Genomic DNA, 24,013 nt, shown 5'->3' on the forward strand with positions numbered 1-24,013 from the left:
GGTGCGCTCCTATTTCATAGGCTCAAGAATTCGGCTCAAGCGCTCTAGCTTGAGAGATAGAGGATTCGGAGTCAAGACATCAACCTCATGCAGAAGCCAACCACACGCGGGTCCATGCTTAGCGCTGAGTCTGAGGAATTTCCAGACGCTGACCGGCATCAACAGAGGTGCTGGTCAACGAGTTCAACTCCATAATACGAACCACAGTATCACGGGTGTCACCGTGCGGATCCACCGCCTGAGCAATATCCCACAGGGTCTCGCCGTGCTTGACCACAACGACGGTTCGAGTCGCCGAAGCATTCTCCACGGAGGCTGAAGCCGCCGGGCCAAAGAAGCTAATAGCGCCGAGCACAATCAGCGCCGCCAAAGTCAGCAGAGGCAGGCCCTTCAGAAAACCGCGCACAGTGCCAAGACGACGAATAGAAGCGGGAACCGCGCGCAGAAGCTCGCCGCCCTTAGTCAGAAGAGCACTCTTCGCGCCAGGCGCCTGAGCCGCAGAAGCTGTCTGAGTAGAAACGGCGGGGGTAGAAGCAGCAGAGGCAGAAACAGCGGGAGCGTGGGCGGGCTGAGCAACCTGCGCGGGACGGGGTGCATGAGCCGAACGAGAAGAGCGAACAGACTGCGAAGACGCAGGCACACGAGAACGCCCCTGCACGGTGCGGGCGGACACGGTGCTGGCGGACGCAGTGCGGGCGGGGTGAAGTACCACCAAACCTGCCGGAAGGTGTGCAGAAGTGCCACGAGAAGCAATAGGTGCTGCAGTAGTCATTGTGGTTCCTTTCTCTCAGCTCGCCCCGGGGTTACCCCGCGGGTCTAGCAATGCCGAGCGATACCCGCTCGGAGGTCCTAGTTGAGTGATAACTATGGAGTGGTGATTGTTAGGCGATAACTATTGGGTAGCTATTCTCTAGTTAGGTCAGAGCGTCGGATGCACCGGGCTGTGCTGGGTCGCACTGGGTGACCCCGGCACCCCATCCCCTGCGCTCTCCCTTCGCCAGATGCTCCCTAGAGCATCCGAGGTAGATCATGCGAAGAGAGAGGCAGAGGATTCGAATACATTCGAACACTCATTCACTCTCCTCTCCTGGAAGACTCCGGGTCGAATATTCGAATATTCTTCGAACACCCACCCGTAAATCTTGAATTTCAGGAGAGATTCAAGAGTATATACGAACTCTTGTTCTAAAGTCTAGCAGAGATATACTAAAAATTTCTTCGAGTTTCGAAGAAAAAATCTAGAATATTTGTTTGAGTTTTTCGGTGTAGTGTTCTACACTGGTGTCAAGAGACGTTCCACACGCTCCTGATGAGTCCTACTCACAGCAGGTTTCTGTACCCGTTACAGCTTGGTTCTGTATCGAATGCAGGTGCCGCTGGCTGAGTTTTATAGGGCGGAGGCGCATACTCGTTGCCTGCGTATCGCTCCGGTATCGCTCCGGCACGGATAGAATTCCTCCACACCCTGACGAGATAAGACCCATTTCGGCAGAACCAAAAATTTTTAGGACACCATCAGAAAACGTGTGAAGCACCCATCCGTGCCCCGACCGGAATACAAAGGCCGGAGTACAGACCGAAGGAAAAGAAATGGCAACAGCACCCCGTCCGGCGCTGACCGCGCGCCAGCAGAAGATTCTTGACGCGATCCGCACCGAGATTGAACAAAAGGGTTACCCGCCGTCCATGCGCCAGATTGGTGACATGGTGGGCCTTGCGTCCCTGTCCTCGGTCACTCACCAGCTCGGTCGCCTCGAGACCATGGGCTACATTCGCCGCGATCCCAAGCTGCCCCGTGCCATTGAGGTGCTGGATGAGAACGGCGTCGGCATCCACGGTAGCGCTTCCTCGTCCCTGCCCGAGCTTCCGAACTTCGAAGTCGGCGATGAAGACCTCGTACCCGTTCCTCTGGTTGGACGAATTGCAGCGGGCGGCCCCATTACCGCCGAGCAGTCCGTGGAGGATGTGCTCGCCCTGCCCCGCCAGTTGGTCGGTAGCGGCAAGCTGTTCATGCTCAAGGTCAAGGGCGATTCCATGATTGACGCCGCAATCTGCGATGGCGACTGGGTAGTTGTCCGCGAGCAGCACACCGCAGACAACGGCGATATCGTAGCTGCGCTGCTCGATGATGAAGCAACCGTGAAGGTGTTCCGTCAGGTCGACGGCCACACCTGGCTCATGCCGCGCAACTCCAACTACGAGCCGATTATGGGCGACCGCGCAACCGTCATGGGTAAGGTCGTCTCCGTGCTGCGTAGTCTCTAGAAGACCACAGCCTCTAGAAGACGCGGGCTCGCAACGGCGCAGCTTCTAAAAGAAGCTGGTTCTAAACAGCCACAGCTTCTAAAAGACATAGCCGCGAGGCTTTTAGCTCTATATAGAAATCACCCCGGTGATACGTGAACGTTCACGTATCACCGGGGTGATTTCTATATTTCCAAAGCGGATATCTCCAAAGCAGAAGGTGCGGCGTAGCCAGGAATGGAGCCTGCCCGAGCTAACGCTCAATACTCGCCGAAAGACGAGCCAGCGCACCAATCACGGCTGCCTTATTCTGCGTTGACCACATCGGCGGCATCGCCTTCATCAAGAAACCGCCGTAGCGTTTAGTCGCCACGCGAGAATCCAGCACAGCCACCACGCCGCGGTCAGACACCGAACGGATCAGACGGCCCGCCCCCTGCGCCATACGAATCGCCGCATGGTGAGCAGAAACCGCCATAAAGCCGTTACCGCGGTGACGGTTCACCGCCTCCGTACGAGCCTGCGCAATCGGGTCATCCGGGCGGGGGAACGGGATGCGGTCCATCACCACCAGGCGGCAAGAGTCACCGGGAACGTCCACGCCCTGCCACAGGCTCATCGTTCCGAACAGGCATGAGTCAACGTCCTCGCTGAACTCCTCCACCAGAGCCTTGAGCGAAGATTCACCCTGTAGAAGAATGTTCAGGTCGCTGTGCTCACGCATGTACTCGGCGGCACGCTCAGCGGCACGCTTCGAGGAAAACAGGCCCAAGGCGCCGCCCTCCGACGCCTCGCACAACTCACGCAGACGCTCCAGCTGGCCCTCATGCACACCAAATCCCGGAGGCTTCAAATCCCCGGCAACGTACATGATGCCCTGCTTGCGGTAGTCAAAAGGCGAACCTACGTCGATGCTCGTCCAGCGCGGCGCGCCCTCGCCCTGTAGCCCCAGGGCACCGGCGGCAACGTCAAAAGAGTCACCCACCGTCAGGGTCGCACTCGTCAGAATCACGGTGCGGTCAGCGAACAGGCCGTCACGTAGCTGTAGGCCAACGCTCAACGGGGCGATGTTCAGGGTCGCCGGGTCGGTATCGGAAGCAGCCACATAGCGGCCGTTCTCCCAACCACCCTGACGAGAAATCCACAGCACGTCCTGCTCGCCCGAAGCCTCCAGAATGCGGCTACTCATATCGTGTACCTCAGAGACACGCGAGCGCGCCATCTGCAGGCCGGCGTCAACGTCCTGACCGTCCGGCTTCGTATCGGACAGGGCGGTGCGGGCGGCATCATTGACCGCAGAAATAGCGGTCAAAAGGCGACCATCCAGGCCTTTCAGCAGGCCCTCGGCAAGACCCTCGAACGCGGTCTCCAGGGTGCCGGCAGCCATTTCCAGGGCACCGGAATCAGCCTTCGAATGCTTCTTCACGCTACGCGCCGCACGGCGAACCATCGCAACCGTCAAAGAACCAGACACGGCACCGGTCACGCGGTCCACCAGCTCATGAGCCTCATCAATAATGACCGTCTCATGTTCGGGCAGAACCTTCATGCCCTCGAAAGCGTTAATCGCCAGCAGGGCGTGGTTCGTGATGACAATGTCAGCCTCAGCGGCACGGCTACGCGCCATCTCACTAAAGCACTCTTCCACCAGCGGGCAGCGGCGGCCCAAACACTCGGCGGCGCTCACCGATACCTGAGCCCAGGCACGATCAGAGACTCCGGGCTTCAGCTCGTCACGGTCGCCGGTCTCCGTGCGGTCAGCCCACTCGCGCAGGCGCACCACTTCCTCACCCACGCGCGAGGTCGAAGAAGGCATGTCGAAGAGAGCATCCGGTTCGTCTTCCGGGTAGCCGCCCTCCAGCTTGTGCAGGCAGAGGTAGTTGTTGCGGCCCTTGAGCAGAGCCACCTGCGCCTGCGACTCCGGGCGCGGCTCCAGCGCTTGTAGAAGACGCGGAATATCGCGGTTCACGATCTGCGCCTGCAGGGCAAGAGTCGCCGTCGCAACCACAATCGGCTGGTCCGACTCCCCCACCCGCGCCAGGGCAGGAACCAGGTAGCCCAGGGACTTACCGGTACCGGTACCCGCCTGGACCAGCAGGTGACGCTGCAGTTCAAGAGCCTGCGCCACATGCGCCACCATGGTGCGCTGACCGGCACGGTTCTGACCGCCAGTGGCGGCAACCGCCTCATCCAGCAGGGTCAGGGCGCCCTTCGCACCGGGCAGGGTCTCAAGCTCCTGCCCGGTGAATCGGGTGCCGTCGGTTGCCGGTTCGGGTGCAGTTCCCTGGGCGTTTTTGGGCGCGTTGATGCTCTCGGTCACGCTCATCCGCCTCTAGAGAGCCTCGGAGGTAGAGGGCTGCTCGGAAACAGAAGCGGTCGCTTCAGCCAGGGCGTGTGCCTCCGCAAGTTCCTCTTCCAAGACCTCCAGCAGGTCGCCCTCCAGCACATACTCGGACAGTTCGGAGGCGACGTCCTCACGGACCAGAGCCACCACGAAGGTGCCGTCCGATACGAAATCGGTGCTCTTAATTTCGGCATCCCACTCGTGCAAGCGCGAAATAATTTCGCCGTGCGAGTACGGAATCAGCAGCTTCACCTCAATGGAGGGGCGCGGAATGGTGTCCGCGATCTTCTGCTTCAGCTCCTCAATGCCCTCACCGGTACGCGCCGAAACGATCACGTGCTCCGGCTCGCGCTGGCGCATACGCTCCAGCACGAACGGGTCGGCGGCATCCGCCTTATTCAGCACAATGATCTCGGGGATATGGCGGGCGTCAACCTCCGCGATGACCTCGCGGACAGCACGAATCTGCCCCTCCGGGTCCGGGTGCGAAGCATCCACCACGTGCAGGATGACGTCAGCGTCAGCGACCTCTTCCAGGGTGGAGCGGAACGCCTCCACCAGCTGGGTCGGCAGCGAACGCACGAAACCCACCGTGTCAGAGAGGGTGTAGCCGATACCGTCCGGGGTCTGAGCCTTACGGACGGTCGGGTCCAGCGTCGCAAACAGGGCGTTCTCCACGAGCACGCCGGCATCGGTCAGGCGGTTCAGCAGGGAGGACTTACCCGCGTTCGTGTACCCGGCAATAGCCACCGAAGGCACGCGGTTACGGCGACGGTTCAGACGCTTCGTCTCACGCGCCGGCGCCATCGCAGCGATCTCACGCTTAAGCTTCGCCATGCGAGCGCGCAGGCGGCGGCGGTCCATCTCAATCTTGGTTTCACCGGGACCACGCGAACCGATACCCTCACCGGCTGCGGCACGGCCACCCGCCTGACGGGACAGGGACGCACCCCAACCACGCAGACGCGGCAGCATGTACTCCAGCTGAGCCAGCTCAACCTGCGCCTTACCCTCGCGGGACTTAGCGTGCTGAGCGAAAATGTCGAGAATCAGGGCGGTGCGGTCAATGACCTTGACCTTCACGATGTCTTCGAGGGCACGACGCTGCGAGGGAGCCAATTCCGAGTCGACGATGACGGTGTCGGCGCCGGTCGCCTCCACAATGTCCTTGAGTTCCAGCGCCTTACCGGAGCCGAGGAAGGTGCCGGGGTCCGGCTTGAGGCGGCGCTGAACCAGGCCGTCCAGAACCTCGGAACCTGCGGTTTCAGCCAGTGCCGCAAGCTCACGCAGGGAGTTCTCTGCGTCCTCTACGGTGCCTTCAGTCCACAGACCAGCCAGCACCACGCGTTCCAGGCGCAGCTGGCGGTACTCGACCTCGGTGACGTCTTCAAGTTCGGTGGAGAGGTTCGCGATACGGCGCAGTGCGCGGCGCTCAGCGAGGTCTTCCTGGTCACCGTCATATTCGGAATGTTCGCGCTGAACGTCAGAAATTTCGCGCGCGCGAGTATCCAGCACACGGCGGCTATTGTTGCCGTGAGTGCTGGAAGAATTATCGCTGTGATGCGCGGTACCGGCGGCGTCATACGTCGTGACGGAGGCGGCGGCCTGGGAGCGGCCCAGAACGCGGTCTACGGTGCGGCGCAGCTGCTCATCACTGGGCAGCTTTTCGGTATCAGATACGGGGATGTTCTTAGAATTCATACGACTCTAATTCTACCGCCGTTGCCCGCATCAGGTAGGGGGTTCGGTCGTCTGTGCGCTCAGGGCGTGCAAGCTGCTGACCTGCCCCGTGCATTCTCTGCCCGTGTGCGGCGGGTTCTTGCCCTACCGGTACACTGGATAGCATGAGCGAGCAGCATTATTTCTCTGAAACCCCCGAGACCGAATTCAAGCCCCGCCCGGTGCAGGTGGAGCTTGCCGGCCGCAAGGTCACCGTCACCACAGCTAACGGCATTTTCAGCCCCTCCGGTATTGATAAGGGCACCGCTATTTTGCTGCAGGAAGCACCCGACCCGCAGGGTACACGCATGCTCGACATCGGCTGCGGTTGGGGTCCCATTACCCTGACTTTGGCGATGCTCGCACCGCAGGCGCAGGTGCACGCGGTGGATGTGAACTCCCGCTCCATTAGCCTGACCGAACGCAACGCCGCCGCTCTCGGCCTGTCCAACGTCACCGTGGGAACCCCCGAATCGGTTGACCCCGAACTGCGTTTTGACACCATCTGGTCGAACCCGCCGATTCGCGTGGGCAAGGAGGTTCTGCACGAGATCCTGCTGACCTGGCTGCCGCGCCTGGCGCCCGGTGGTGACGCCTACTTGGTGGTTCAGAAGAACCTGGGCTCCGATTCTTTGCAGAAGTGGATGGACGCGCAGCTTGAGGAGCTGCACCCCGGCGAGTTTGAGGTGTCGCGCTATGCGACCTCGAAGGGCTTCCGTATCCTGCAGGTGCACCGCTACGAGGACTAAAGCCTCTGGCGCTCATTGCTAAAAACGTAAAAGTGGCGGGTGTTTTCTGAGTTTAGTTTCAGAAAACACCCGCCGCTTTGTATATCAAAGTCTCTATCGAGGACTGCTCGCTATCGCAGCAGACTATCGCAACACGACGGTTGCAACCATCTGCGCCGGACCAGCCAGAACAACATGCTCCAGGTCATCCGGGCCCAGTACGAAAGTCACCGCGAGGGTACCGCCGGGCACGTGCACGAGCCACTCATCCGGAGCTTCCTCTCCGCCCCAGAAACGGGTCGCCGCAGCCGCAGCACACGCACCGGTACCGCAGGAGAGGGTCTCACCCACGCCGCGTTCGTGCACGCGCATACGGATAGCGCCTACCTGAGTGCCGCTCTCAGTATCCACATCGACCGGCACCACAAATTCAACGTTCGTGCCGTTGACCGGGGCGGGGTTCACCTGCGGCAGGCTGTGCAGGTCCAGGCCGTCCAGCTTACCGTCGGAGCCGAGCATCACCACGGTGTGCGGGTTACCCATCGAAATGGACAGGCCAGCACGCGGAGTCTTCAGGCCGCGAGCAGACACCAGGCAGTCCTCGCCGCCCTCGCGGGCAGCGTCACCGTGGATGAAGCTCCACGGACCCATGTCAATCGCGTAGCCCTCTTCGGTGCGCGCCACAGTCTTCACGCCGGCACGGGTACCAATCTTGACGGTCTCGCCCACCTCAAGCTCAATCAGGCCCTCAGTGCGCAGGTACTCCACGAACGCACGCACACCGTTGCCGCACATCTCTGCGATAGAGCCGTCACCGTTGCGGTAGTCCATGAACCAGACAGCGTCCGGGTGCTCCTCAAGCAACTTCTGACCCGCGCGGGAGGCGGTGCTGCGGGCAGCACGGATGAAGCCGTCCGCGCCGATGCCGAAGTGGCGGTCGCAGGCGCGGGCTACCAGCTCGGGGGTGAGGGCAATTTCTGCGTTCTCGTCCGTCAGAAAAATAAAGTCGTTACCGGTACCGTGACCCTTGGTGAGAGTCAGGCCTGCCAGCTCGCCCCAGATGGAAGGGTTCTCGCTCATATGCTGTCCTTAAGGTTGGTGACCTGTCCGTTTATGATTTTACCGCGCCGACCGGTTCGAAGGGGTATCTGTTCGGCGGCGGCTCGTTATTGTGGCTTATCGGGTGCTTTCGCGGATGATAGCTTCCGCTTCATCGGCAAGGGTAGGTGAGAGCGCATCCAGCCAGTGCACGCGCGGGTCCGCGCGGAACCAGGTCAGCTGGCGGCGCGCAAACTGGCGGGTTGCAATGGTCGTATCCTCAATCGCCTGCTCCACGCTGTAGTCCGCATCCTCAAGGGCGCGAGCGAACTGCGCGTAACCAATCGCGCGGGAAGCGGTCTTCCCCTCCTGCAGTCCCTGCTCGTTCAGGGTGCGAATCTCATCGAGCAGACCCTGCTCGTGCATCAGCTCCACGCGGCGGTGCAGACGCTCGTGCAGCAGGGCACGATCCATATCCAGACCAATCTGAATACTCTCGGTCACGTACTCGCGCACCGGCATGAACGCCGAGAACGGGCGGCCCGTCACCTCGAACACCTCCAGGGCGCGAATAATGCGGCGCTCATCCTTCACGCGCGCAGCCGAATCCGGGTCTACCTCTGCCAGGCGGGCGTGCAGAACACCAATACCCTCGGTACGTGCCTGCTCCTCCAGACGCTCACGCACCCGCGCATCCGTGCCGGGAAACTCCAATTTATCCAGGGCGGCACGCACATACAGGCCGGAACCACCCACCAGAATCGGGTAGCGGCCACGGCCACGAATCTGCTCAATCAGCTCACGGCTACGCTCCTGAAACTCCGCCACGGACGCCTCATCCCGCACATCCATAATGTCCAGCAGGTGGTGCGGAACGCCGCGCATCTCCTCCGCGGTGACCTTCGCGGTACCAATATCCATACCCCGGTAGAACTGCATAGAATCAGCGTTAATGCACTCACCGTTCAGGCGCAGAGCCAGTTCAATGGCGAGCGCGCTCTTACCGGTGCCGGTCGGGCCCACAATAGCGATAACGGGCAGAGTTTCGGAGATAGTCATGCGCCCCATTCTACCGGTTCCCTCACCCCCACTTGCGGTGGCGGCAAGAGCCCGAGGAACAGGGCGCATGATTCGTTATAGGTTTTAGGGGCGCAGACCGATGGTCGGCATGCCCAGGCCCACCGGCGCACCGGGCACCTGGGTGGTACCGGTACCGCAAGAGTCAGCTTGGGAACGGTCCCACGCGTCACCGGCGCGGGTGCGGCGCAGCTGGTACTGCTCGGCGGTCGGGTCAGAAATCAGGTGGAAGGAACCAGCCTCGGTAATGGGCACGGTGACCATGTCGCCGGGGCGGGGAGTCTCGCAACCCTCGGGTACCGAGAAATGCACGAGGCGCTGGTCCGGGCCACGACCGGAGAGGCGGTGAGTCTGCTCAGCCTTACGACCTGCCTCCGCAACGACCATCAGTTCAACGGTCTTACCGAGCTGCTTGCGGTTCTCTTCACCGGCGATGCGGTCCTGCAGGGCAATCAGACGCTCGTAGCGTTCCTGCACGACCTCCTTCGGGATCTGGTTCTCCATGGTCGCCGCGGGGGTGCCGGGGCGGATCGAGTACTGGAAGGTGAACGCGGAGGAGAAACGAGCCTGCTCCACAACCTTCAGAGTGTCCTGGAAGTCCTCTTCAGTCTCGCCGGGGAAGCCCACAATGATGTCGGTGGTAATCACGGCGTTCGGGATGCGCTCGCGCACCTTGTCCAGAATGTTCAGGAACTTCTTGGAACGGTAGGAACGGCGCATGTCCTTGAGCACCTTGTCGGAACCGGACTGCAGCGGCATGTGCAGCACGGGCATGACGTTCGGGGTCTCCGCCATCGCGTCAATCACGTCGTCGGTGAACATTGCCGGGTGCGGGGAGGTGAAGCGTACACGCTCCAGGCCCTCAATCTCGCCGCAGGCACGCAGCAGCTTGGAGAACGCCTGGCGGTCGCCGAACTCCACACCGTAGGAGTTCACGTTCTGACCGAGCAGGGTCACCTCAATGGCGCCGTCATCGACCAGCGCCTGAACCTCAGCGAGAATGTCGCCGGGGCGGCGGTCCTTCTCCTTACCGCGCAGAGACGGCACGATGCAGAAGGTGCAGGTGTTATTACAGCCAACCGAGATGGACACCCAGCCGGAATACACGTGATCACGCTTAGTGGGCAGGGTGGAGGGGAAAACTTCGAGGGATTCGAGCAGTTCTGCCTGCGCCTCGTGGTTGTGGCGGGCACGCTCCAGCAGGGTGGGGAGGGCACCAATATTGTGGGTGCCGAACACGACGTCAACCCAGGGCGCCTTCTCAATGATGGCGTCCTGGTCCTTCTGCGCCAGGCAGCCGCCCACGGCGATCTGCATGCCCTTGTGGGCGCGCTTGACCGGTGCCAGCTGACCGAGGTTGCCGTACAGGCGGTTGGAAGCGTTTTCACGGACCGCGCAGGTGTTGAAAACCACCAGGTCGGGCTGGGTGCCTTCCTCAGCGCGAACGTAGCCGTTAGCCTCCAGCAGGCCGGACATTCGTTCGGAGTCGTGCACGTTCATCTGGCAGCCGAAAGTGCGCACTTCGTAGGTGCGGGGGCTGGTTTCGGGGGTCTGGGCGGAATCGCTGAGGGTCGAAGTCATGCCCTATAGGGTATCCGATGGGGGATAATGGCTCTATGCAGGTTTCCCTTAGTAGTAACTTTCCGGCTCTGTCACCGAACGATTCTTCCGCTCCCGCCCCTGACGGGGAGCATCTGAGCACCCTCATTGAGGAGGCGATTGCCGCCTACTCCCCCGTGCCGCCTCAAGCGAGCGCTGATTCTGCTTCGATGCGTCAGAACCTGATGCAGCTACTCTGCTGGGCGCATTCCCTGGAGCAGGTGGCTGGTCGCGCGGTTGAGCGCGTGCAGATTCTAGGCACCGGCATGCGCTCGGTTGTGGTGCGCGTGAACTTTGAGGATTCCGGCCCCGCGGAAGCCGCCGATGCCCTGCCCTCCTCCCTGATTCTTAAGCGCTACCGCCGTAAGGATTCGACGGTGAACGCGGGCGGTTTCGGGTACCTGCGTGAGCGCTACGGTTTGGAGGCGCTGAACCGGCAGGTTCCGGGTCTGTTCCCGCAGCTCTACGGCGCGGATCCTGAACTGCGAGTGCTGGCGCTGGAAGATGTGAGCGCCGGAACCGTTGAGGGCGAGCAGTATTCGGTCGCCCACGCCCTGCTGGAGGGCACCGAGGAGCAGGCGCTGGATGCGCTGAACTACTACATTGAGGCGTACCGTTCCCTTGCCGCCAGCGGCATTATGGGTGAGGCGGTCGAGGATTACCGCCTGAACCTGGCGCGTGCCGACCGCAAGGCGCAGTTCCCGGGTGCTATCGCCTCGCCGGGACTGGCTGAGCGCGGCTTGAAGAAGCTGTACGGTGTGGCTGATGAGGCGCGCGCACCCGAGCAGGGTGCTGACTCTAGCCCCGTCTCTGCCTCCGCTGAGCATGAGGATGCGCCCGTTCTTCCCGCCGCAGTTGAGGAGCTGTCCTTCCGCTTCCGCCGTGTTCTGCAGCCCTTCTTCACCAAGCGCCCGCCCGTGCCCGAGCAGTTCAAGCTCAACCGTGGACGTGTCTATATGCTCTCGTCGGGCGATTTTTCGCCGCAGAACGTGCTGATTGGTTCAGCGGACGGCGCGCAGGTGCGCATGGTCGATGCGGAGGGCACCTGCCTGCACCACCGAGGCTTCCCCTTCGTTGAGGCGATGCTGGGATTCCCCTCCTCGCCGGAGTACCCGCGCTACCGTGTGGACCGCAAAAAGGCGCTACCGGCGCTGTACTCTGCCCTCTTTGAGGACGCCCCGCTGGATGAGCACCTGGCGGAGGATTTGGCGGTGTGCACGGCGGTGACCGTGTGCGCCCTGTTGGAGCTGTACTTTTCTTCGGCACGTTCCGATCTGTTGCCTCGTATTCGCCGTGAGGGTGCGCAGCTGATGCGCTTGCTGTTGGAGATCGCCGGTTCTCAGGATGCAACCCTCGCCGAGTTCGCGAACCGTCTGGGGGCCGTTGAATAAGCAGCAGAGTAAACAGCGGATATAGCCTTCGACAAGGCTTTTTATAAGGATCAAAAACGTAAAGGGTGAGCCCGCCACAGAGTGTGTCTGTAGCGGGCTCACCCTTTATAGTGCCTATTTTCTCGGTCACCCCGGCATGGGTCTATCCGTGCGTGCGGAATGTATTACTTCGCTCTCTACCAGAGCTCGTCCTCTGCACCGTAGGCGGCGAGTTCCTCACGAATCACCGACATCGACACCGAGGAGGAGTACCCGCGGCGAGCCAGCATCCCCAGCAGTCGGCGAGTCACCCTATCCTTTTCAGCGCGGTCGCTCAGATCCATGCCGGGGCGCAGCTTCTTACGCACCAGATCGGCGGCGTCCTCACGTTCCTGCTCGTCGGTGCGCTGAGCCAGGGCATTCTCCGCCTCTTCACCGCGCACCCCGCGTTCAGCGAGCTCACGGCGCAGCGCGGCGCGGGAGAGCTTCTTGGTGCGGCTCTTCTGCGCCACAAAGCTTTGGGCGTATTCGGCGTCGTCAATGAGTTTTGCCGCCTCGAACTTATCGAGTAGCGACTCAATGAGCTCCGCGTCGAAGCCTTCTGCCTGCAGCTTCTTCCGCAGCTGACCTCGGGTTTTTGCCGAGTACGCCAGCTGGTTGTACACGATGGTTTTAGCGCGCGTGTAGGGGTCTGTTTCTTCCGCGGCCCGGGCGGCACGCACCTTCTGCTTCCAGGAAGGCACGTTGCTTTCCGACGGCGAGGAAGCATGTCTCATCTGAGAGCCGCCCGGTTGGGAGCCGCGTGCTCGAGAACTGCCCTTTGGGGATCCAGCCGAAGCGGCACGGCGCTTTCCGGTACCGACACCCTGTGCCTCCTCCTCGGCAATACCGCGGATGAGCGCTTCTTCGGCGGGGGTGAGTTCTTCGTTCAAACTACTTCCCTCCCTAAATAGGTTGCTCCCCGAGCCGCGGCCCGCAGGACTCTTGCGGGTTTCCTCGTCGTCACTTCGAGCCCCGAAGGCGGGCGCGTAGGGCGAACGGCTCCGCATTTTCTCTTGCTGCGCCGCGCTCATGCGGCGGAACCCGCGCTTATAGTCGGTGTTCTTGGAGGCACGCGAAGGCTTGCGTTTCTTCTGCTTATCCCGCTGAGCGGCTTGCCTCTCGATCTCTTCTTTTTCTTCGGCAGTAAGCCCCGATCCGATGGAGGCGGCACCCGCTCGACTCATACGGCCAGCCGCCATAGGGCGCGGCTCGGCACCGCCGGGGGTGAAGGCACGAGCGGGCGCTTCGTCAATGGAGACGGCGGGCAGGGTCGGGTCAACGAGCAGACTGCGGCGCGGCGATTCGCCATCTCCCCCAGAACTGCCATCTTCAAAGTTGCCGGGCACAGCCTGCAGGGGTAGCTCGGGTACGCGGAACTCACCGGCGTAGTCGCCGCCGTTATCGCGGGCAATGCTTTCTTCAACAAAGCCGTGCGCGGCGGGGTGCCAGTCCGGGAACTCCTCAGCGACTACCGAATCCGCGGCCCTGTTCCGCACCCACTTTTTGGGTGCGTTTTCTGCGGACGCTGGCTTCTCCGCTACCGTTTCTGCGGGTACCGCTTCGTCCGAGGGTACCCAATATTCCCCCGCATAATATTCCCCTGTGTACTCTGCTTCAGGGTACAAAGGCTCTGCCGGATAGGGAGGTTCGTCCTCATAGGGAGGTTCACCCTCATAGGGAGGCTCATCAGGGTATGGGGGCTCTTCCTCATACGGGGGCTCTTCAACAGCGGGAACAGTAGCCTGCGGCGCCTCCCAGGTGAGGGTGGGCTCCGCCAGGGCGACGGGCGCCTCAAAATTGAGCGCCTCGAAGCCGCCTACCTCAACCGGAGGGGCAACAGGCTCAAAGGAAACAGAGTTACCAAGCGCTGAGGAACCGAAGTGCGGTTCGGCCGCATCCAGCGCCGCAAAACCGGCGTCGTCGTCACGCGCGCTGTTTCGCTCATGCTCTTCATGGCCGTTCTGTTCCGTCATGCGCTGTTCCATCATGCGCTGCTCCGTCATGTTCAGTTCCTCCTCTCCCCTGTGTTGGCTCGTTTGGTGTGTTGGGTCGCTGATGACCCGTGCGCCGGGTTATACGGCGCTCCCCCATTGTAACGAGGCGTTGTCTCGGCGCCCCCGATACTCCCCTTAATGCACGCCCGTTAACGACAGATTGCCGTGCACCGTGCGGAATGCACAGCACACGGCAATCAGTCGTGGCGTTAGCAAGAAGCTACGCGGGCCGGTTTAGAACTCTTCAGCCAGCTCGTCCAGCGGGTCGTTGCCCTCGGACTCAGCAGCTGCCTGCTCGTCAGCTTCTTCCTCAATGATGCCCAGCTTCACCAGAACCTTGTACTGCAGTTCCTCGGTGAGCTCGGGGTTGTCCTTGAGCAGCTTACGAACGTTCTCGCGACCCTGGCCCAGCTGCTCACCGTCGTAGGTGAACCATGCGCCGGACTTCTTGACGATGTCGTTCTCCACTGCCAGGTCCAGGATGCCGCCCTCAACGGAGATGCCCTCACCGTAGAGGATGTCGAACTCAGCCTGCTTGAAGGGCGGAGCCATCTTGTTCTTCACGATCTTGGCGCGGGTGCGGTTACCGATCGGGTTAGCGCCGTCCTTGAGGGTCTCAATGCGGCGGATGTCGATACGGACCGAAGCGTAGAACTTCAGCGCCTTACCACCGGTGGTGGTTTCGGGAGAGCCGAAGAAGACACCAATCTTCTCACGCAGCTGGTTGATGAAGATTGCGGTGGTGCCGGTTGCGGAGAGGCGGCCGGTAATCTTACGCAGCGCCTGGCTCATGAGGCGAGCCTGCAGACCCACGTGGGAGTCACCCATGTCGCCTTCAATTTCGGCGCGGGGTACCAGCGCGGCAACGGAGTCGACGACCACGATATCAACGGCGCCGGAACCAACCAGCATGTCCATGATTTCCAGCGCCTGCTCACCGGTGTCGGGCTGAGAGACCAGCAACTGGTCGATGTCCACGCCCAGCTTAGCCGCGTAAATCGGGTCCAGCGCGTGCTCGGCGTCGATGAACGCCGCCACGCCGCCTGCCTTCTGAACGTTCGCTACAGCGTGCAGCGCAACGGTGGTCTTACCGGAGGACTCGGGACCGTAAATCTCGATGACGCGGCCGCGGGGCAGACCGCCAATACCCAGAGCGGCATCCAGGGCGATAGCGCCGGTGGAGATAACCTCGGTCTTGGTGATTTCCTTATCACCCAGGCGCATGACTGCACCCTTGCCGTAGTTCTTGTCGATCTGTGCCATCACGGCTTCAAGTGCCTTGGCGCGACCCTCTTCGGGAACGCGAGCTACGCTCTGAGACTTGGTGTTCTTAGCCACGGTAGTACCTCGTTCTTTGTATTGTCAGTGGTTGACGGGAGTAATGTTTCTTCGGAATCGGTGGGACTCGTGATCGAGACCTTGAAGGTTTTGGCCTACCGGTTCCTTCTGAGACTACTCTAGGGTCACAGCCTGACAGGATAAGGCCATTTTTTTAAAATCTGTGGAAAACTTTGAAGATTTTTCCGAAAAATTCCTGATGTGGAAAAGTCTAGCACGAGTCGAACAAAATTACGACCCGATTTCGAATAAATCGGATAGGGTTTCGGCATATATTTTCGAAAAACCCCGAAATCTCGACTAATTATTCGAAAATACCTCCCGCGCAGGCGCTAGCACTCGAACAAACGGCAGGCCCCGCCCCTACGCGAGAAAACGCCAGACTCACCGACTAGCGCAACGGCTCCTTATCGGGGCCCAGGCGGCGCTCCTGCGGAATCTCCTGCTCCTCACAAATCGCAAGCCATACGTCCTTCGGGTTAACGCCCTGGTCCAGCGCCTCCGCAGCGGTCACATGCCCCAGAGAGCCCAGCACCAAGTCACGCGCCAGCACCGGCGCATACCCGGCACCGAACTCATACTCCATGCACGCCCAAAATTCGCTCAGCTTCACAAGCACTCCTTACGCTTCACCGCTAGTTCGCTTCATAATTCGTCACATCGCCCACATCTCCCACATCTCGCCCGAGAGCAACCCCCCAGAATAAACCGAGAGTAAAGCCAGAATAAGCGATGCCGCACACCCACCTTACGGGGATGCACGGCATCGCTTCACGTTTTAGTGCGGCATGTGCCGCCTCGCGTTACTTCGAGAGAATGTAGTAATCGCTCTTGTACTGCTCAGACATCTCAGCCGGAACAGTATCCGGAATCTGAACGCCCTCGAGAACCGCCATACGGTCGGCAACCTCACGCAGCATCTGGGACATCGGAATGTCCAGAGCCTGGCAAATCCACGCCAGCAGTTCGGAGGATGCTTCCTTCTGACCGCGCTCAACTTCGCTCAGGTAACCGAGGGAAACACGGGCACGCTGGGAAACCTCGCGCAGGGTGCGGCCCTGACGCTGGCGAACATCGCGAAGAACCTCACCGATTGCCTGTCGCAGGGGAACAACCTTAGCTTCCTCAACGACCGGGGCGACCTGTCGGGGGGTCTCCTCGATTTCCTTCCACTTAGTAATGCCATTAATCGATACGCGCTGCTTAGCCATGAGCTTCTATATCACTTTCCTGAGTAGGTATTCCCGACCTGCGGGACTGTACAGAGTTAAGCCTAACTGATTTTTGGAGCGTGAGCTAGGAGCCCCGCCATTTTCGTCCTCTTCTTATGGCTTGTATCTATTCAAACAGGCGAACCTATGCCTTTATTCCTGCGGAGCTGAAAGAACCCTGTGAATATATTTGAACCGTAAATTTTTTAGGTAGGCGCCGCACAGACGGCTGCACAGCCGTTCCAAGCACCGCACAGCCCAGTACCGTACACCCCAGCACGCTACGCCAGCTCGTCCTTCAGAACCCCACCGGCTCCGCCGCGCACCGCACGCGCCAGCAGAGCAATCGCATCCGCGCTCGCCGCCGCACGAATCTGCGCCCGATCCCCCGAATAGTGGCGCTCAAACACCTCAGAACCGCCAGGGGAACACACACCGATATAGACCGTACCCACCGGCTGGCCATCCGCAGGATCAGGACCGGCAACACCCGTGGTAGACACCGCATAATCGGCACCGCACACACGCGCCGCACCGACCGCCATCTGCACCGCCACCGCAGGATGCACCGCACCCTCACGCGCCAGCAGCTGAGCGTCCACGCCCAGCACCTGAGCCTTCACCTCGTAGGCATAGGAAATCACGCCGCCGCGGTAATACGCGGATGCGCCCGGCACCGTACAAATCGCGCCGCCAACATCCCCGCCGGTCAGCGACTCAGCCGTCGCCACCTGCACCGGCCCCTCCTGGGAGGCGCGCAACTGCACCGCATCACGTAGCAACAGCGCCGCCGCCTCCGGGGTACCGGTGAAAACCTCAGCAGGCTCAAGGGACAGAGCATCTTCAAGTACGAGGGGAACCATTATTCTCTCCTTTCAGCGGCGAACCGCCGCTCAAAACCTCACGCGGCACACAACGCGCCGCAGGTACAGCGAAGGGGAGCAGCACACGCCACTCCCCTCGCCTCTAATGACCGCCGCTCTGGGAGGCCTGAGCCTGCAACCAGTTACGACGCAAAATATACGCATCACGCACATACACCAGGCCGGTCCACACGGTAATCGCGGTGACCGCGCCCATCAAAACCCAACCAGGAATTAGCCAACCAAGGCCCAGTTGCCCCAGCGGCAGAAGCATCAGCACCAGCGCCACCGTCTGTAGCACGGTCTTAATCTTGCCGCCCTTACTAGCGGCCATCACACCGTACTTAATGACGAACAGACGCATGATCGTAATGCCCCACTCGCGCAGCAAAATCACAATCGTGACCCACCACCACAGCTCACCCAGCGCCGACAGCACAATGAACGCCGCGCCAGTGAGGAACTTATCGGCAATCGGGTCAGCAATCTTACCGAAGCTCGTAATCAGGTTACGCGAGCGCGCCAGGTAGCCGTCTGCCCAGTCCGTGAGCATGGCAAGAATGAAAATAATCCACGCCAGCCAGCGGTGCGTCGGATCAGCGGCACCAAAAGTACCGCCCGCAACCAGGGCAACAATGAAGAAAGGAACCGCAATAATACGCAGAACCGTCAACACATTCGGCACATTCCAGTTCGAAGGCTTCGCGGTGCTGACCGCACCGGCGGATGCGGAATTGCGAGCTTCACTCATAACGGCTCCTTACGGGTAGATGGCTTTCGACGGTGAGAGACCGCGCACGCACCGACACCTAAACGTATCGGGGATACGCAAACACCCCGTACCGTCCATTATACGTGTGCCGTAGCAGACATCACAGGGACGATACGGGGTGTATGTCGCGCACTCACTCAGCCGAGTGGACTCAGCCGAATGGATAGGGCGCTGAAGGTCTAGCGGCCGGTCAGCTGCCAGGCGTCCTCCGAGCCCTCATCATCGGGCTCATCGAAATAGTCGGTGACCGGCTCGCCCGGGTCCACCGCATTCGCGTACGGGTCGGCAGCCGGAGGCTCCTCACCGCGAATACGCGCCAGGGTCGCCTGCAGGTCATCCGGGCGGATAAGCACCTCACGTGCCTTCGAGCCCTCCGAGGGGCCCACCACGCCCTGCGACTCCAGCAGGTCCATGATGCGGCCAGCCTTCGCGAAGCCCATGCGCAGCTTACGCTGCAGCATCGAGGTTGAACCGAACTGGGTCGTAATCACAATCTCCGCCGCCTGCAGCAGATCGTCGAGGTCATCGCCGATTTCCTCATCAATCTGCTTCTTCGCGGCAGACACCATCACGTCCTCACGGTAGATGGTCGGCGCCTGCTTCTTCACATGCTCAACCACGGCGTGAATCTCAGACTCAGACACCCACGCGCCCTGAACACGCATCGGCTTCGAGGCACCCATCGGCAGGAAGAGCGCGTCACCCTGACCAATCAGCTTCTCCGCGCCGGGCTGATCCAGCACCACGCGAGAGTCAGTGACCGAGGAGGTCGCAAACGCCATACGAGACGGAACGTTCGCCTTAATCAGACCGGTCACCACATCCACCGACGGACGCTGGGTCGCCAGCACCAGGTGAATACCCGCCGCACGCGCCAGCTGCGTAATACGAACAATCGCCTCTTCCACGTCACGCGGGGCGACCATCATCAGGTCGGCGAGCTCGTCAACAATCACCAGCAGGTACGGGTACTCGTGCACCGTGCGCTTGCTACCGGGATCGGGCTGAACCTTACCCTCACGCACCGCCTTGTTGAAGTCGTCTACGTGCTTGTAGCCGTAGTGGGCGAGGTCGTCGTAGCGGGCGTCCATCTCACGAACCACCCACTGAAGAGCCTCAGCGGCCTTCTTCGGGTTCGTAATGATGGGCGTAATCAGGTGCGGAATACCCTCATAGGCGGTCAGCTCCACACGCTTCGGGTCAACCATCACCAGGCGCACCTGGTCCGGGGTTGCACGCATCAGAATCGAGGTAATCATCGAGTTCACGAACGAAGACTTACCGGCACCGGTCGCACCAGCGACCAGCATATGCGGCATCTTCGCGAGGTTCGCCAGCACGAAGCCGCCCTCAACGTCCTTACCCACACCCATGACCATCGGGTGGTGGTTCGCGTGCGCCTGCGGGGAACGCAGCACATCACCCAGGGCAACGGTCTCACGGTCCGTATTCGGAATCTCAATACCGATTGCGGACTTACCCGGAATCGGGGACAGAATACGAACATCCGGGCTCGCCACAGCGTACGCAATGTTCTTGCTCAGCGCGGTCACACGCTCCACCTTCGTGGCGGGACCCAGCTCAATCTCGTAACGGGTCACGGTCGGGCCGCGCGAGAAGCCGGTGACCTGCGCATCCACCTTGAACTGCTCCAGCACATTCGTCAGAGCCTCAACCACGTGCTCGTTGACCTCGGAGGATTCCTTAGCGGGCGGGCCAGAAACCAGCATCTCCTCAGAAGGCAGCACGTACGCGCCGCGGGACGATTGCACAACCTGCTCGCCGCGCGCCTGCTCGGTGGTCGCCACCTGAGTATTGTTCTGCAGCGGGCGGGATGCGCCAGCCTCGGGCGCTCGCGAAGCCGCGGGAGCCGCGTTCTTCGGGTGCGCGCCCGGCGAATGCATGCGGGTCGGAATCGGAGGCTGAGCCGCGGGAGCCGGGGCGGCACCCTGGTTCACTACCTGGTGAGGTTTGGTCTGCGGTGCAGCGTCCTCAGCGGCACCAAAGCCGTCGTATGCCTCAACATCAAAGAGGGGCTCCTCGCCAGGAATGCGGTTCACGCGGCCATTCGCCACGGCGGCGCGCTGCACCTGGTCCAAGCGGGCTGCGGGTGCATCCGATGCCTCAACGTCGAAGAGGTCCGGGCTGCTCGAGTAAGCACTATTCTGCGCAGAAGTGCCCTGCGCGGCAGGTGCCTGGTTAAGGCGACCGGGCAGGCGGGACAGGCGGTTCGGCTTAGCCGCCGGGCGCGCCTGCTGAGCGGATCCCTGCGCAGAATCCTGTGCAGAGTCCTCCTGCTGTACCGGCATCTGCGTGGTCTCCGGGTGGGTCTCATCCACCACGGCACTCACGAATGCTTCATCACCGGCGTACTCATCCAGGGAAGAATCGTTCGATGCGGCGGGGGTGAAGCCCAGCCAGCCGCGCAGACGCGAGAACAGTCCACCAGACTTCTGAGCCGAGCGCGCCGGCTTCTCATCATCACCGTACAGGTAGCTGCGGTCGTGCTCCTCAGCGTTCAGGTCCACGGTCTGAGTCGCATCCGAAGGGCTATCCTTCACGGAGGTTCGAGTCGTGCCGTTCGGTTTCTCGCCCAAAGCCAGACCGACCAGGTGCAAAGTACGCGGCACCACCTGACGAATCGGAGTGTTCGTCAGAACCATCAGACCGGCAAGACCCAGCAGCAGGTGAATCAGAATCTCGACGAACGCAATACCGCCGCTCACACGCACAATGGGGGTACCCAACAGCACGCCAGCCACGCCACCACCAGCCCAGACGGCGTCAAAACCATCCGCGAAGGTCGGGTGACCCGCATGGCGAGCAAAGAACAGGGAGGTCGCCACCAGGATGATGAAGGAGCCCAACGCCACGCGATTATTACGTTTAATCAGGTCGGGCCCACGGAAAACGCACCACGCCATGATGAGGCAGAGCACCGGAATCAGCAGGGCGCCCTGGCCGAAAATACCGCCCAGCATGGTGTGCCAGGCGTCCAGGGGCGCACGCAACAAACCGAGGGAGGTGTGGGCACGCCAGTTGTACCACTCCACTCCGGCGCTGATTAGGCCGAACAGCAGGATGGTGAGCGCGCCGCCGTCACGGCGGTCTTCGGGCGCAAGGTCGGTGCGCACCGCCCCAATGGAGCGGAAGAGCCCACCGATAGCGTGAGCGATGCTCAGCCAGACGGAGGAGATAGCGCCCGCTACAGGGTTCGCCGCGTTGGCACCGCGCTGGGCACCGCCTCGGGAGGTGGTGCGCTTGCGGGTGGTCTTCTTAGTGTTTGCTTTAGTAGAGGTCGTGTTACGACCCTTCGTGGTCCGTGGAGCCATACCTTTTAGGGTATCAACCTTCCCGTTATTGTACCGATTCTTTCGTTATCAGTGAGCTAAAAAGTGCGCCCCGCCCTGTCTCTGTGAGGGCATTGATAGGGCGCTGATGAGGCGCTTCTCCCCTACCGTGTTCGCTTTCGCGTAGCTTTCGGGCATACGTTCGGCAGATACACAGCAGGCGGGGCCGACACTACGTATCGACCCCGCCTTTTCACTATGACAGGCAACTAGCCTCGCGCAGAGTATTAGTTCTTCGCGGCCTTCGAGGAGTTCTCAACAACCACGGGAACAATCATGGGCTTGCGGCGCAGACGGCGAGAAATCCAGGCACCGATGGTACGGCGCACAATCTGCTGCAGCTGCTGCACGGTGTGCACCTTCTCGGGTGCGCGGTGCAGAGCATCCTCCAGGGCGGCGGTAATCTTCGGAACAATCTCGTCGAAGACCGCGTCGTCCTCCGCAATACCGCGAGCGTGAATATCCGGGCCGGTCACCACACGCTTGGTTGCGCGGTCCACCACGGTCACGATGGACACGAAGCCCTCTTCACCCAGGATGCGGCGGTCCTTCAGGTCACTCTCGGTAACCTCACCGACGGAGCGACCGTCAACGTACAGGTACTCGCAGGGAACCTCGCCCACCACGGACGCCACGCCATCGCGCAGATCCACGACGGTGCCGGACTCGCAGAGCAGCACGTTCTTCTTCGGAACGCCGGTCTCCATCGCCAGGTCACCGCTGGCAATCAGGTGGCGAACCTCGCCGTGAACCGGCATAACGTTCTTCGGCTTGAGAATGTTGTAGCAGTACAGCAGCTCACCCGCGGCAGCGTGACCGGAAACGTGAACCTTTGCGTTGCCCTTGTGCACCACGTTAGCGCCCAGCTTCATGAGGGCGTTAATGATGCGGAAGACACTGGTCTCGTTACCGGGAATCAGCGAGGAGGCGAGCACCACGGTGTCGCCGGGCTCAATCTGAATCTTGTGGTCACCGTTCGCCATGCGCGACAGTGCCGCCATCGGCTCACCCTGCGAACCGGTGCACATCATCACGATCTGGTCGGGGCGGTAGTCGTCAACCTTCTTCAGGTCCACCAGCACGTTAGCGGGGACCTTCAGGTAGCCCAGCTTCTCGGCAATGGTCATGTTACGCACCATGGAGCGGCCCACGAGCACGACCTTGCGGCCACGCTCAGCGGCTGCGTCCAGTACCTGCTGCACGCGGTGAACGTGCGAGGAGAAGGACGCCACAATGATGCGGCCGCTTGCGTCACGGAAAACGTTCGACAGCACCGGACCGATGTGCTTCTCGGTCGGAGTGAAGCCGGGAACCTCAGCGTTGGTGGAGTCCGGCAGGAACAGGTCCACGCCCTCCTCGCCCAGGCGAGCGAAGTGGCGCAGGTCGGTGATGCGGCCGTCCAGCGGCAGCTGGTCCATCTTGAAGTCACCGGTGTGCAGAACCTTGCCTGCCTTGGTGCGGATGTAGACAGCCAGCGCATCCGGAATCGAGTGGTTCACAGCAACGAACTCACACTCAAACGGACCGAAACGCTCCACCTGGTGCTCCTTCACCGCGAGGGTGTAGGGCTTGATGCGGTGCTCGGCGAGCTTCGCCTCAACCAGTGCCAGGGTCAGTTCGGAACCGACTAGGGGGATGTCGGGGCGGCGGCGCAGCAGGTAGGGAACCGCGCCGATGTGGTCCTCGTGGCCGTGGGTCAGCACCATGGCAACCACGTCGTCCAAACGGTCGACAATGTAGCTGAAGTCGGGCAGGATCAGGTCCACGCCGGGCTGGGACTCTTCGGGGAAGAGCACGCCGCAGTCAACAATCAGCAGCTTGCCGTTGATTTCGTACACGGTCATGTTACGACCGACTTCGCCCAGGCCGCCCAGGGGCACCACACGCAGGGTGTCCTTCTTCAGGCGGGGAGGGAGGGGAAGATTCGCTTCAAAGACGCTCATCGTGTGTCTCCTCTTTCTTCTATGTTTTCTTGTGATGTCTGTGATTCGTAGGCGACGCTTCGTACCGCAAGTACTCCAGCCGGTTCGGCTCTCACATGCCGAGGAGGTGGGGTGCTGCCGGTGCGTCCAAATCACCGAAAGTATTCAAAAGTATTGGGGGGGGCGTAGTGCTCGGGTGCCTCTACCTAAGCTGGGCCCCTGTCTGAGTGGGTGGTCGAATCATCGACGGTAAACCGCGGCAATACGCCAGAGCGGACCCCTCACCTAGTGTTAGGTGTGGAGTCCGCATCCGTTGGCTACATCATGCGCCCCGAAGCCGGGGTGTAACGGTAGCCGAAGTCCTCTATATATACGCTCCCCGCGCTATTGCATACGCTGGGT

At 61.3% G+C, this 24,013-nt stretch carries 17 protein-coding genes; 3 read left to right on the forward strand and 14 right to left on the reverse strand.

From position 1 onward, the window contains the following. Positions 1 to 118: 118 nt before the first annotated feature. Positions 119 to 772 carry a LysM peptidoglycan-binding domain-containing protein gene (locus HMPREF2605_RS09270; protein ID WP_083324849.1) on the reverse strand — a complete coding sequence of 218 codons (654 nt, stop codon included), beginning with the start codon at positions 770 to 772 and terminating at the stop codon, positions 119 to 121. Positions 773 to 1,590: 818 nt separating this feature from the next. On the opposite strand from HMPREF2605_RS09270, the gene lexA reads away from it, so the two are divergent. Further along, complete coding sequence (lexA, locus tag HMPREF2605_RS04745) at positions 1,591 to 2,265, forward strand: transcriptional repressor LexA (RefSeq protein ID WP_005507880.1); 675 nt, start codon at positions 1,591 to 1,593, stop codon at positions 2,263 to 2,265. 232 nt (positions 2,266 to 2,497) lie between these two features. Here lexA and HMPREF2605_RS04750 read toward each other — a convergent pair whose 3' ends face one another. Then, complete coding sequence (locus HMPREF2605_RS04750) at positions 2,498 to 4,570, reverse strand: ATP-dependent DNA helicase (RefSeq protein ID WP_070847171.1); 2,073 nt, start codon at positions 4,568 to 4,570, stop codon at positions 2,498 to 2,500. A gap of 6 nt (positions 4,571 to 4,576) precedes the next feature. Further along, positions 4,577 to 6,289 (reverse strand): GTPase HflX, encoded by a 1,713-nt coding sequence (gene hflX, locus HMPREF2605_RS04755; protein ID WP_070847173.1) that lies wholly within the window; start codon positions 6,287 to 6,289, stop codon positions 4,577 to 4,579. A 143-nt stretch (positions 6,290 to 6,432) separates the two neighbouring features. On the opposite strand from hflX, the gene HMPREF2605_RS04760 reads away from it, so the two are divergent. After that, entirely contained in the window at positions 6,433 to 7,056 is a 624-nt protein-coding gene (locus HMPREF2605_RS04760; protein WP_049345322.1) for a class I SAM-dependent methyltransferase, read from the forward strand. Between the two features lie 123 nt (positions 7,057 to 7,179). Here the strand turns inward: HMPREF2605_RS04760 and dapF are convergent, their stop codons facing one another. The 3 genes from dapF to miaB form a co-directional block, all read right to left on the reverse strand. Next, a complete protein-coding gene (dapF, locus tag HMPREF2605_RS04765) occupies positions 7,180 to 8,115 on the reverse strand; it encodes a diaminopimelate epimerase (RefSeq protein WP_049355146.1) in 936 nt (311 codons plus the stop codon). Positions 8,116 to 8,211: 96 nt separating this feature from the next. Beyond that, complete coding sequence (gene miaA, locus HMPREF2605_RS04770; RefSeq protein ID WP_070847330.1) at positions 8,212 to 9,132, reverse strand: tRNA (adenosine(37)-N6)-dimethylallyltransferase MiaA; 921 nt, start codon at positions 9,130 to 9,132, stop codon at positions 8,212 to 8,214. 84 nt (positions 9,133 to 9,216) lie between these two features. Next, complete coding sequence (gene miaB, locus HMPREF2605_RS04775; RefSeq protein ID WP_005507888.1) at positions 9,217 to 10,731, reverse strand: tRNA (N6-isopentenyl adenosine(37)-C2)-methylthiotransferase MiaB; 1,515 nt, start codon at positions 10,729 to 10,731, stop codon at positions 9,217 to 9,219. Positions 10,732 to 10,766: 35 nt separating this feature from the next. On the opposite strand from miaB, the gene HMPREF2605_RS04780 reads away from it, so the two are divergent. Next, positions 10,767 to 12,140, forward strand: a complete 1,374-nt coding sequence (locus tag HMPREF2605_RS04780; protein ID WP_070847332.1) for a hemin ABC transporter substrate-binding protein — start codon at positions 10,767 to 10,769, stop codon at positions 12,138 to 12,140. A 176-nt stretch (positions 12,141 to 12,316) separates the two neighbouring features. On the opposite strand, the gene HMPREF2605_RS04785 is transcribed toward HMPREF2605_RS04780, so the two are convergent. The 8 genes from HMPREF2605_RS04785 to HMPREF2605_RS04820 form a co-directional block, all read right to left on the reverse strand. Further along, complete coding sequence (locus HMPREF2605_RS04785; protein ID WP_246828165.1) at positions 12,317 to 14,164, reverse strand: regulatory protein RecX; 1,848 nt, start codon at positions 14,162 to 14,164, stop codon at positions 12,317 to 12,319. Between the two features lie 225 nt (positions 14,165 to 14,389). After that, positions 14,390 to 15,493 (reverse strand): recombinase RecA, encoded by a 1,104-nt coding sequence (recA, locus tag HMPREF2605_RS04790; protein ID WP_005507111.1) that lies wholly within the window; start codon positions 15,491 to 15,493, stop codon positions 14,390 to 14,392. A 391-nt stretch (positions 15,494 to 15,884) separates the two neighbouring features. Further along, complete coding sequence (locus HMPREF2605_RS04795) at positions 15,885 to 16,106, reverse strand: DUF3046 domain-containing protein (RefSeq protein ID WP_005507110.1); 222 nt, start codon at positions 16,104 to 16,106, stop codon at positions 15,885 to 15,887. A gap of 190 nt (positions 16,107 to 16,296) precedes the next feature. Further along, positions 16,297 to 16,704, reverse strand: a complete 408-nt coding sequence (locus tag HMPREF2605_RS04800; protein ID WP_005507109.1) for a helix-turn-helix domain-containing protein — start codon at positions 16,702 to 16,704, stop codon at positions 16,297 to 16,299. Positions 16,705 to 16,985: 281 nt separating this feature from the next. Continuing rightward, positions 16,986 to 17,570, reverse strand: coding sequence for a CinA family protein (locus HMPREF2605_RS04805; RefSeq protein WP_070847174.1), 585 nt, complete (start codon positions 17,568 to 17,570; stop codon positions 16,986 to 16,988). Between the two features lie 100 nt (positions 17,571 to 17,670). Next, entirely contained in the window at positions 17,671 to 18,318 is a 648-nt protein-coding gene (pgsA, locus tag HMPREF2605_RS04810; RefSeq protein WP_070847176.1) for a CDP-diacylglycerol--glycerol-3-phosphate 3-phosphatidyltransferase, read from the reverse strand. Positions 18,319 to 18,518: 200 nt separating this feature from the next. Continuing rightward, positions 18,519 to 21,671, reverse strand: coding sequence for an FtsK/SpoIIIE family DNA translocase (locus HMPREF2605_RS04815; protein WP_070847178.1), 3,153 nt, complete (start codon positions 21,669 to 21,671; stop codon positions 18,519 to 18,521). A 245-nt stretch (positions 21,672 to 21,916) separates the two neighbouring features. After that, positions 21,917 to 23,632 (reverse strand): ribonuclease J, encoded by a 1,716-nt coding sequence (locus HMPREF2605_RS04820; protein WP_070832686.1) that lies wholly within the window; start codon positions 23,630 to 23,632, stop codon positions 21,917 to 21,919. Between the last annotated feature and the right edge of the window lie 381 nt (positions 23,633 to 24,013).

It is taken from the genome of Rothia sp. HMSC065C03, assembly GCF_001837295.1.
GTDB lineage: Bacteria > Actinomycetota > Actinomycetes > Actinomycetales > Micrococcaceae > Rothia.

Excerpts from the sequence above, each read along its gene's own strand:
- HMPREF2605_RS09270 (WP_083324849.1), bottom strand. The coding sequence starts at position 772 with ATGACTACTGCAGCACCTATTGCTTCTCGTGGCACTTCTGCACACCTT.
- lexA (WP_005507880.1), top strand. The coding sequence starts at position 1,591 with ATGGCAACAGCACCCCGTCCGGCGCTGACCGCGCGCCAGCAGAAGATT.
- HMPREF2605_RS04750 (WP_070847171.1), bottom strand. The coding sequence starts at position 4,570 with ATGAGCGTGACCGAGAGCATCAACGCGCCCAAAAACGCCCAGGGAACT.
- hflX (WP_070847173.1), bottom strand. The coding sequence starts at position 6,289 with ATGAATTCTAAGAACATCCCCGTATCTGATACCGAAAAGCTGCCCAGT.
- HMPREF2605_RS04760 (WP_049345322.1), top strand. The coding sequence starts at position 6,433 with ATGAGCGAGCAGCATTATTTCTCTGAAACCCCCGAGACCGAATTCAAG.
- dapF (WP_049355146.1), bottom strand. The coding sequence starts at position 8,115 with ATGAGCGAGAACCCTTCCATCTGGGGCGAGCTGGCAGGCCTGACTCTC.
- miaA (WP_070847330.1), bottom strand. The coding sequence starts at position 9,132 with ATGACTATCTCCGAAACTCTGCCCGTTATCGCTATTGTGGGCCCGACC.
- miaB (WP_005507888.1), bottom strand. The coding sequence starts at position 10,731 with ATGACTTCGACCCTCAGCGATTCCGCCCAGACCCCCGAAACCAGCCCC.
- HMPREF2605_RS04780 (WP_070847332.1), top strand. The coding sequence starts at position 10,767 with ATGCAGGTTTCCCTTAGTAGTAACTTTCCGGCTCTGTCACCGAACGAT.
- HMPREF2605_RS04785 (WP_246828165.1), bottom strand. The coding sequence starts at position 14,164 with ATGACGGAGCAGCGCATGATGGAACAGCGCATGACGGAACAGAACGGC.
- HMPREF2605_RS04800 (WP_005507109.1), bottom strand. The coding sequence starts at position 16,704 with ATGGCTAAGCAGCGCGTATCGATTAATGGCATTACTAAGTGGAAGGAA.
- pgsA (WP_070847176.1), bottom strand. The coding sequence starts at position 18,318 with ATGAGTGAAGCTCGCAATTCCGCATCCGCCGGTGCGGTCAGCACCGCG.
- HMPREF2605_RS04815 (WP_070847178.1), bottom strand. The coding sequence starts at position 21,671 with ATGGCTCCACGGACCACGAAGGGTCGTAACACGACCTCTACTAAAGCA.
- HMPREF2605_RS04820 (WP_070832686.1), bottom strand. The coding sequence starts at position 23,632 with ATGAGCGTCTTTGAAGCGAATCTTCCCCTCCCTCCCCGCCTGAAGAAG.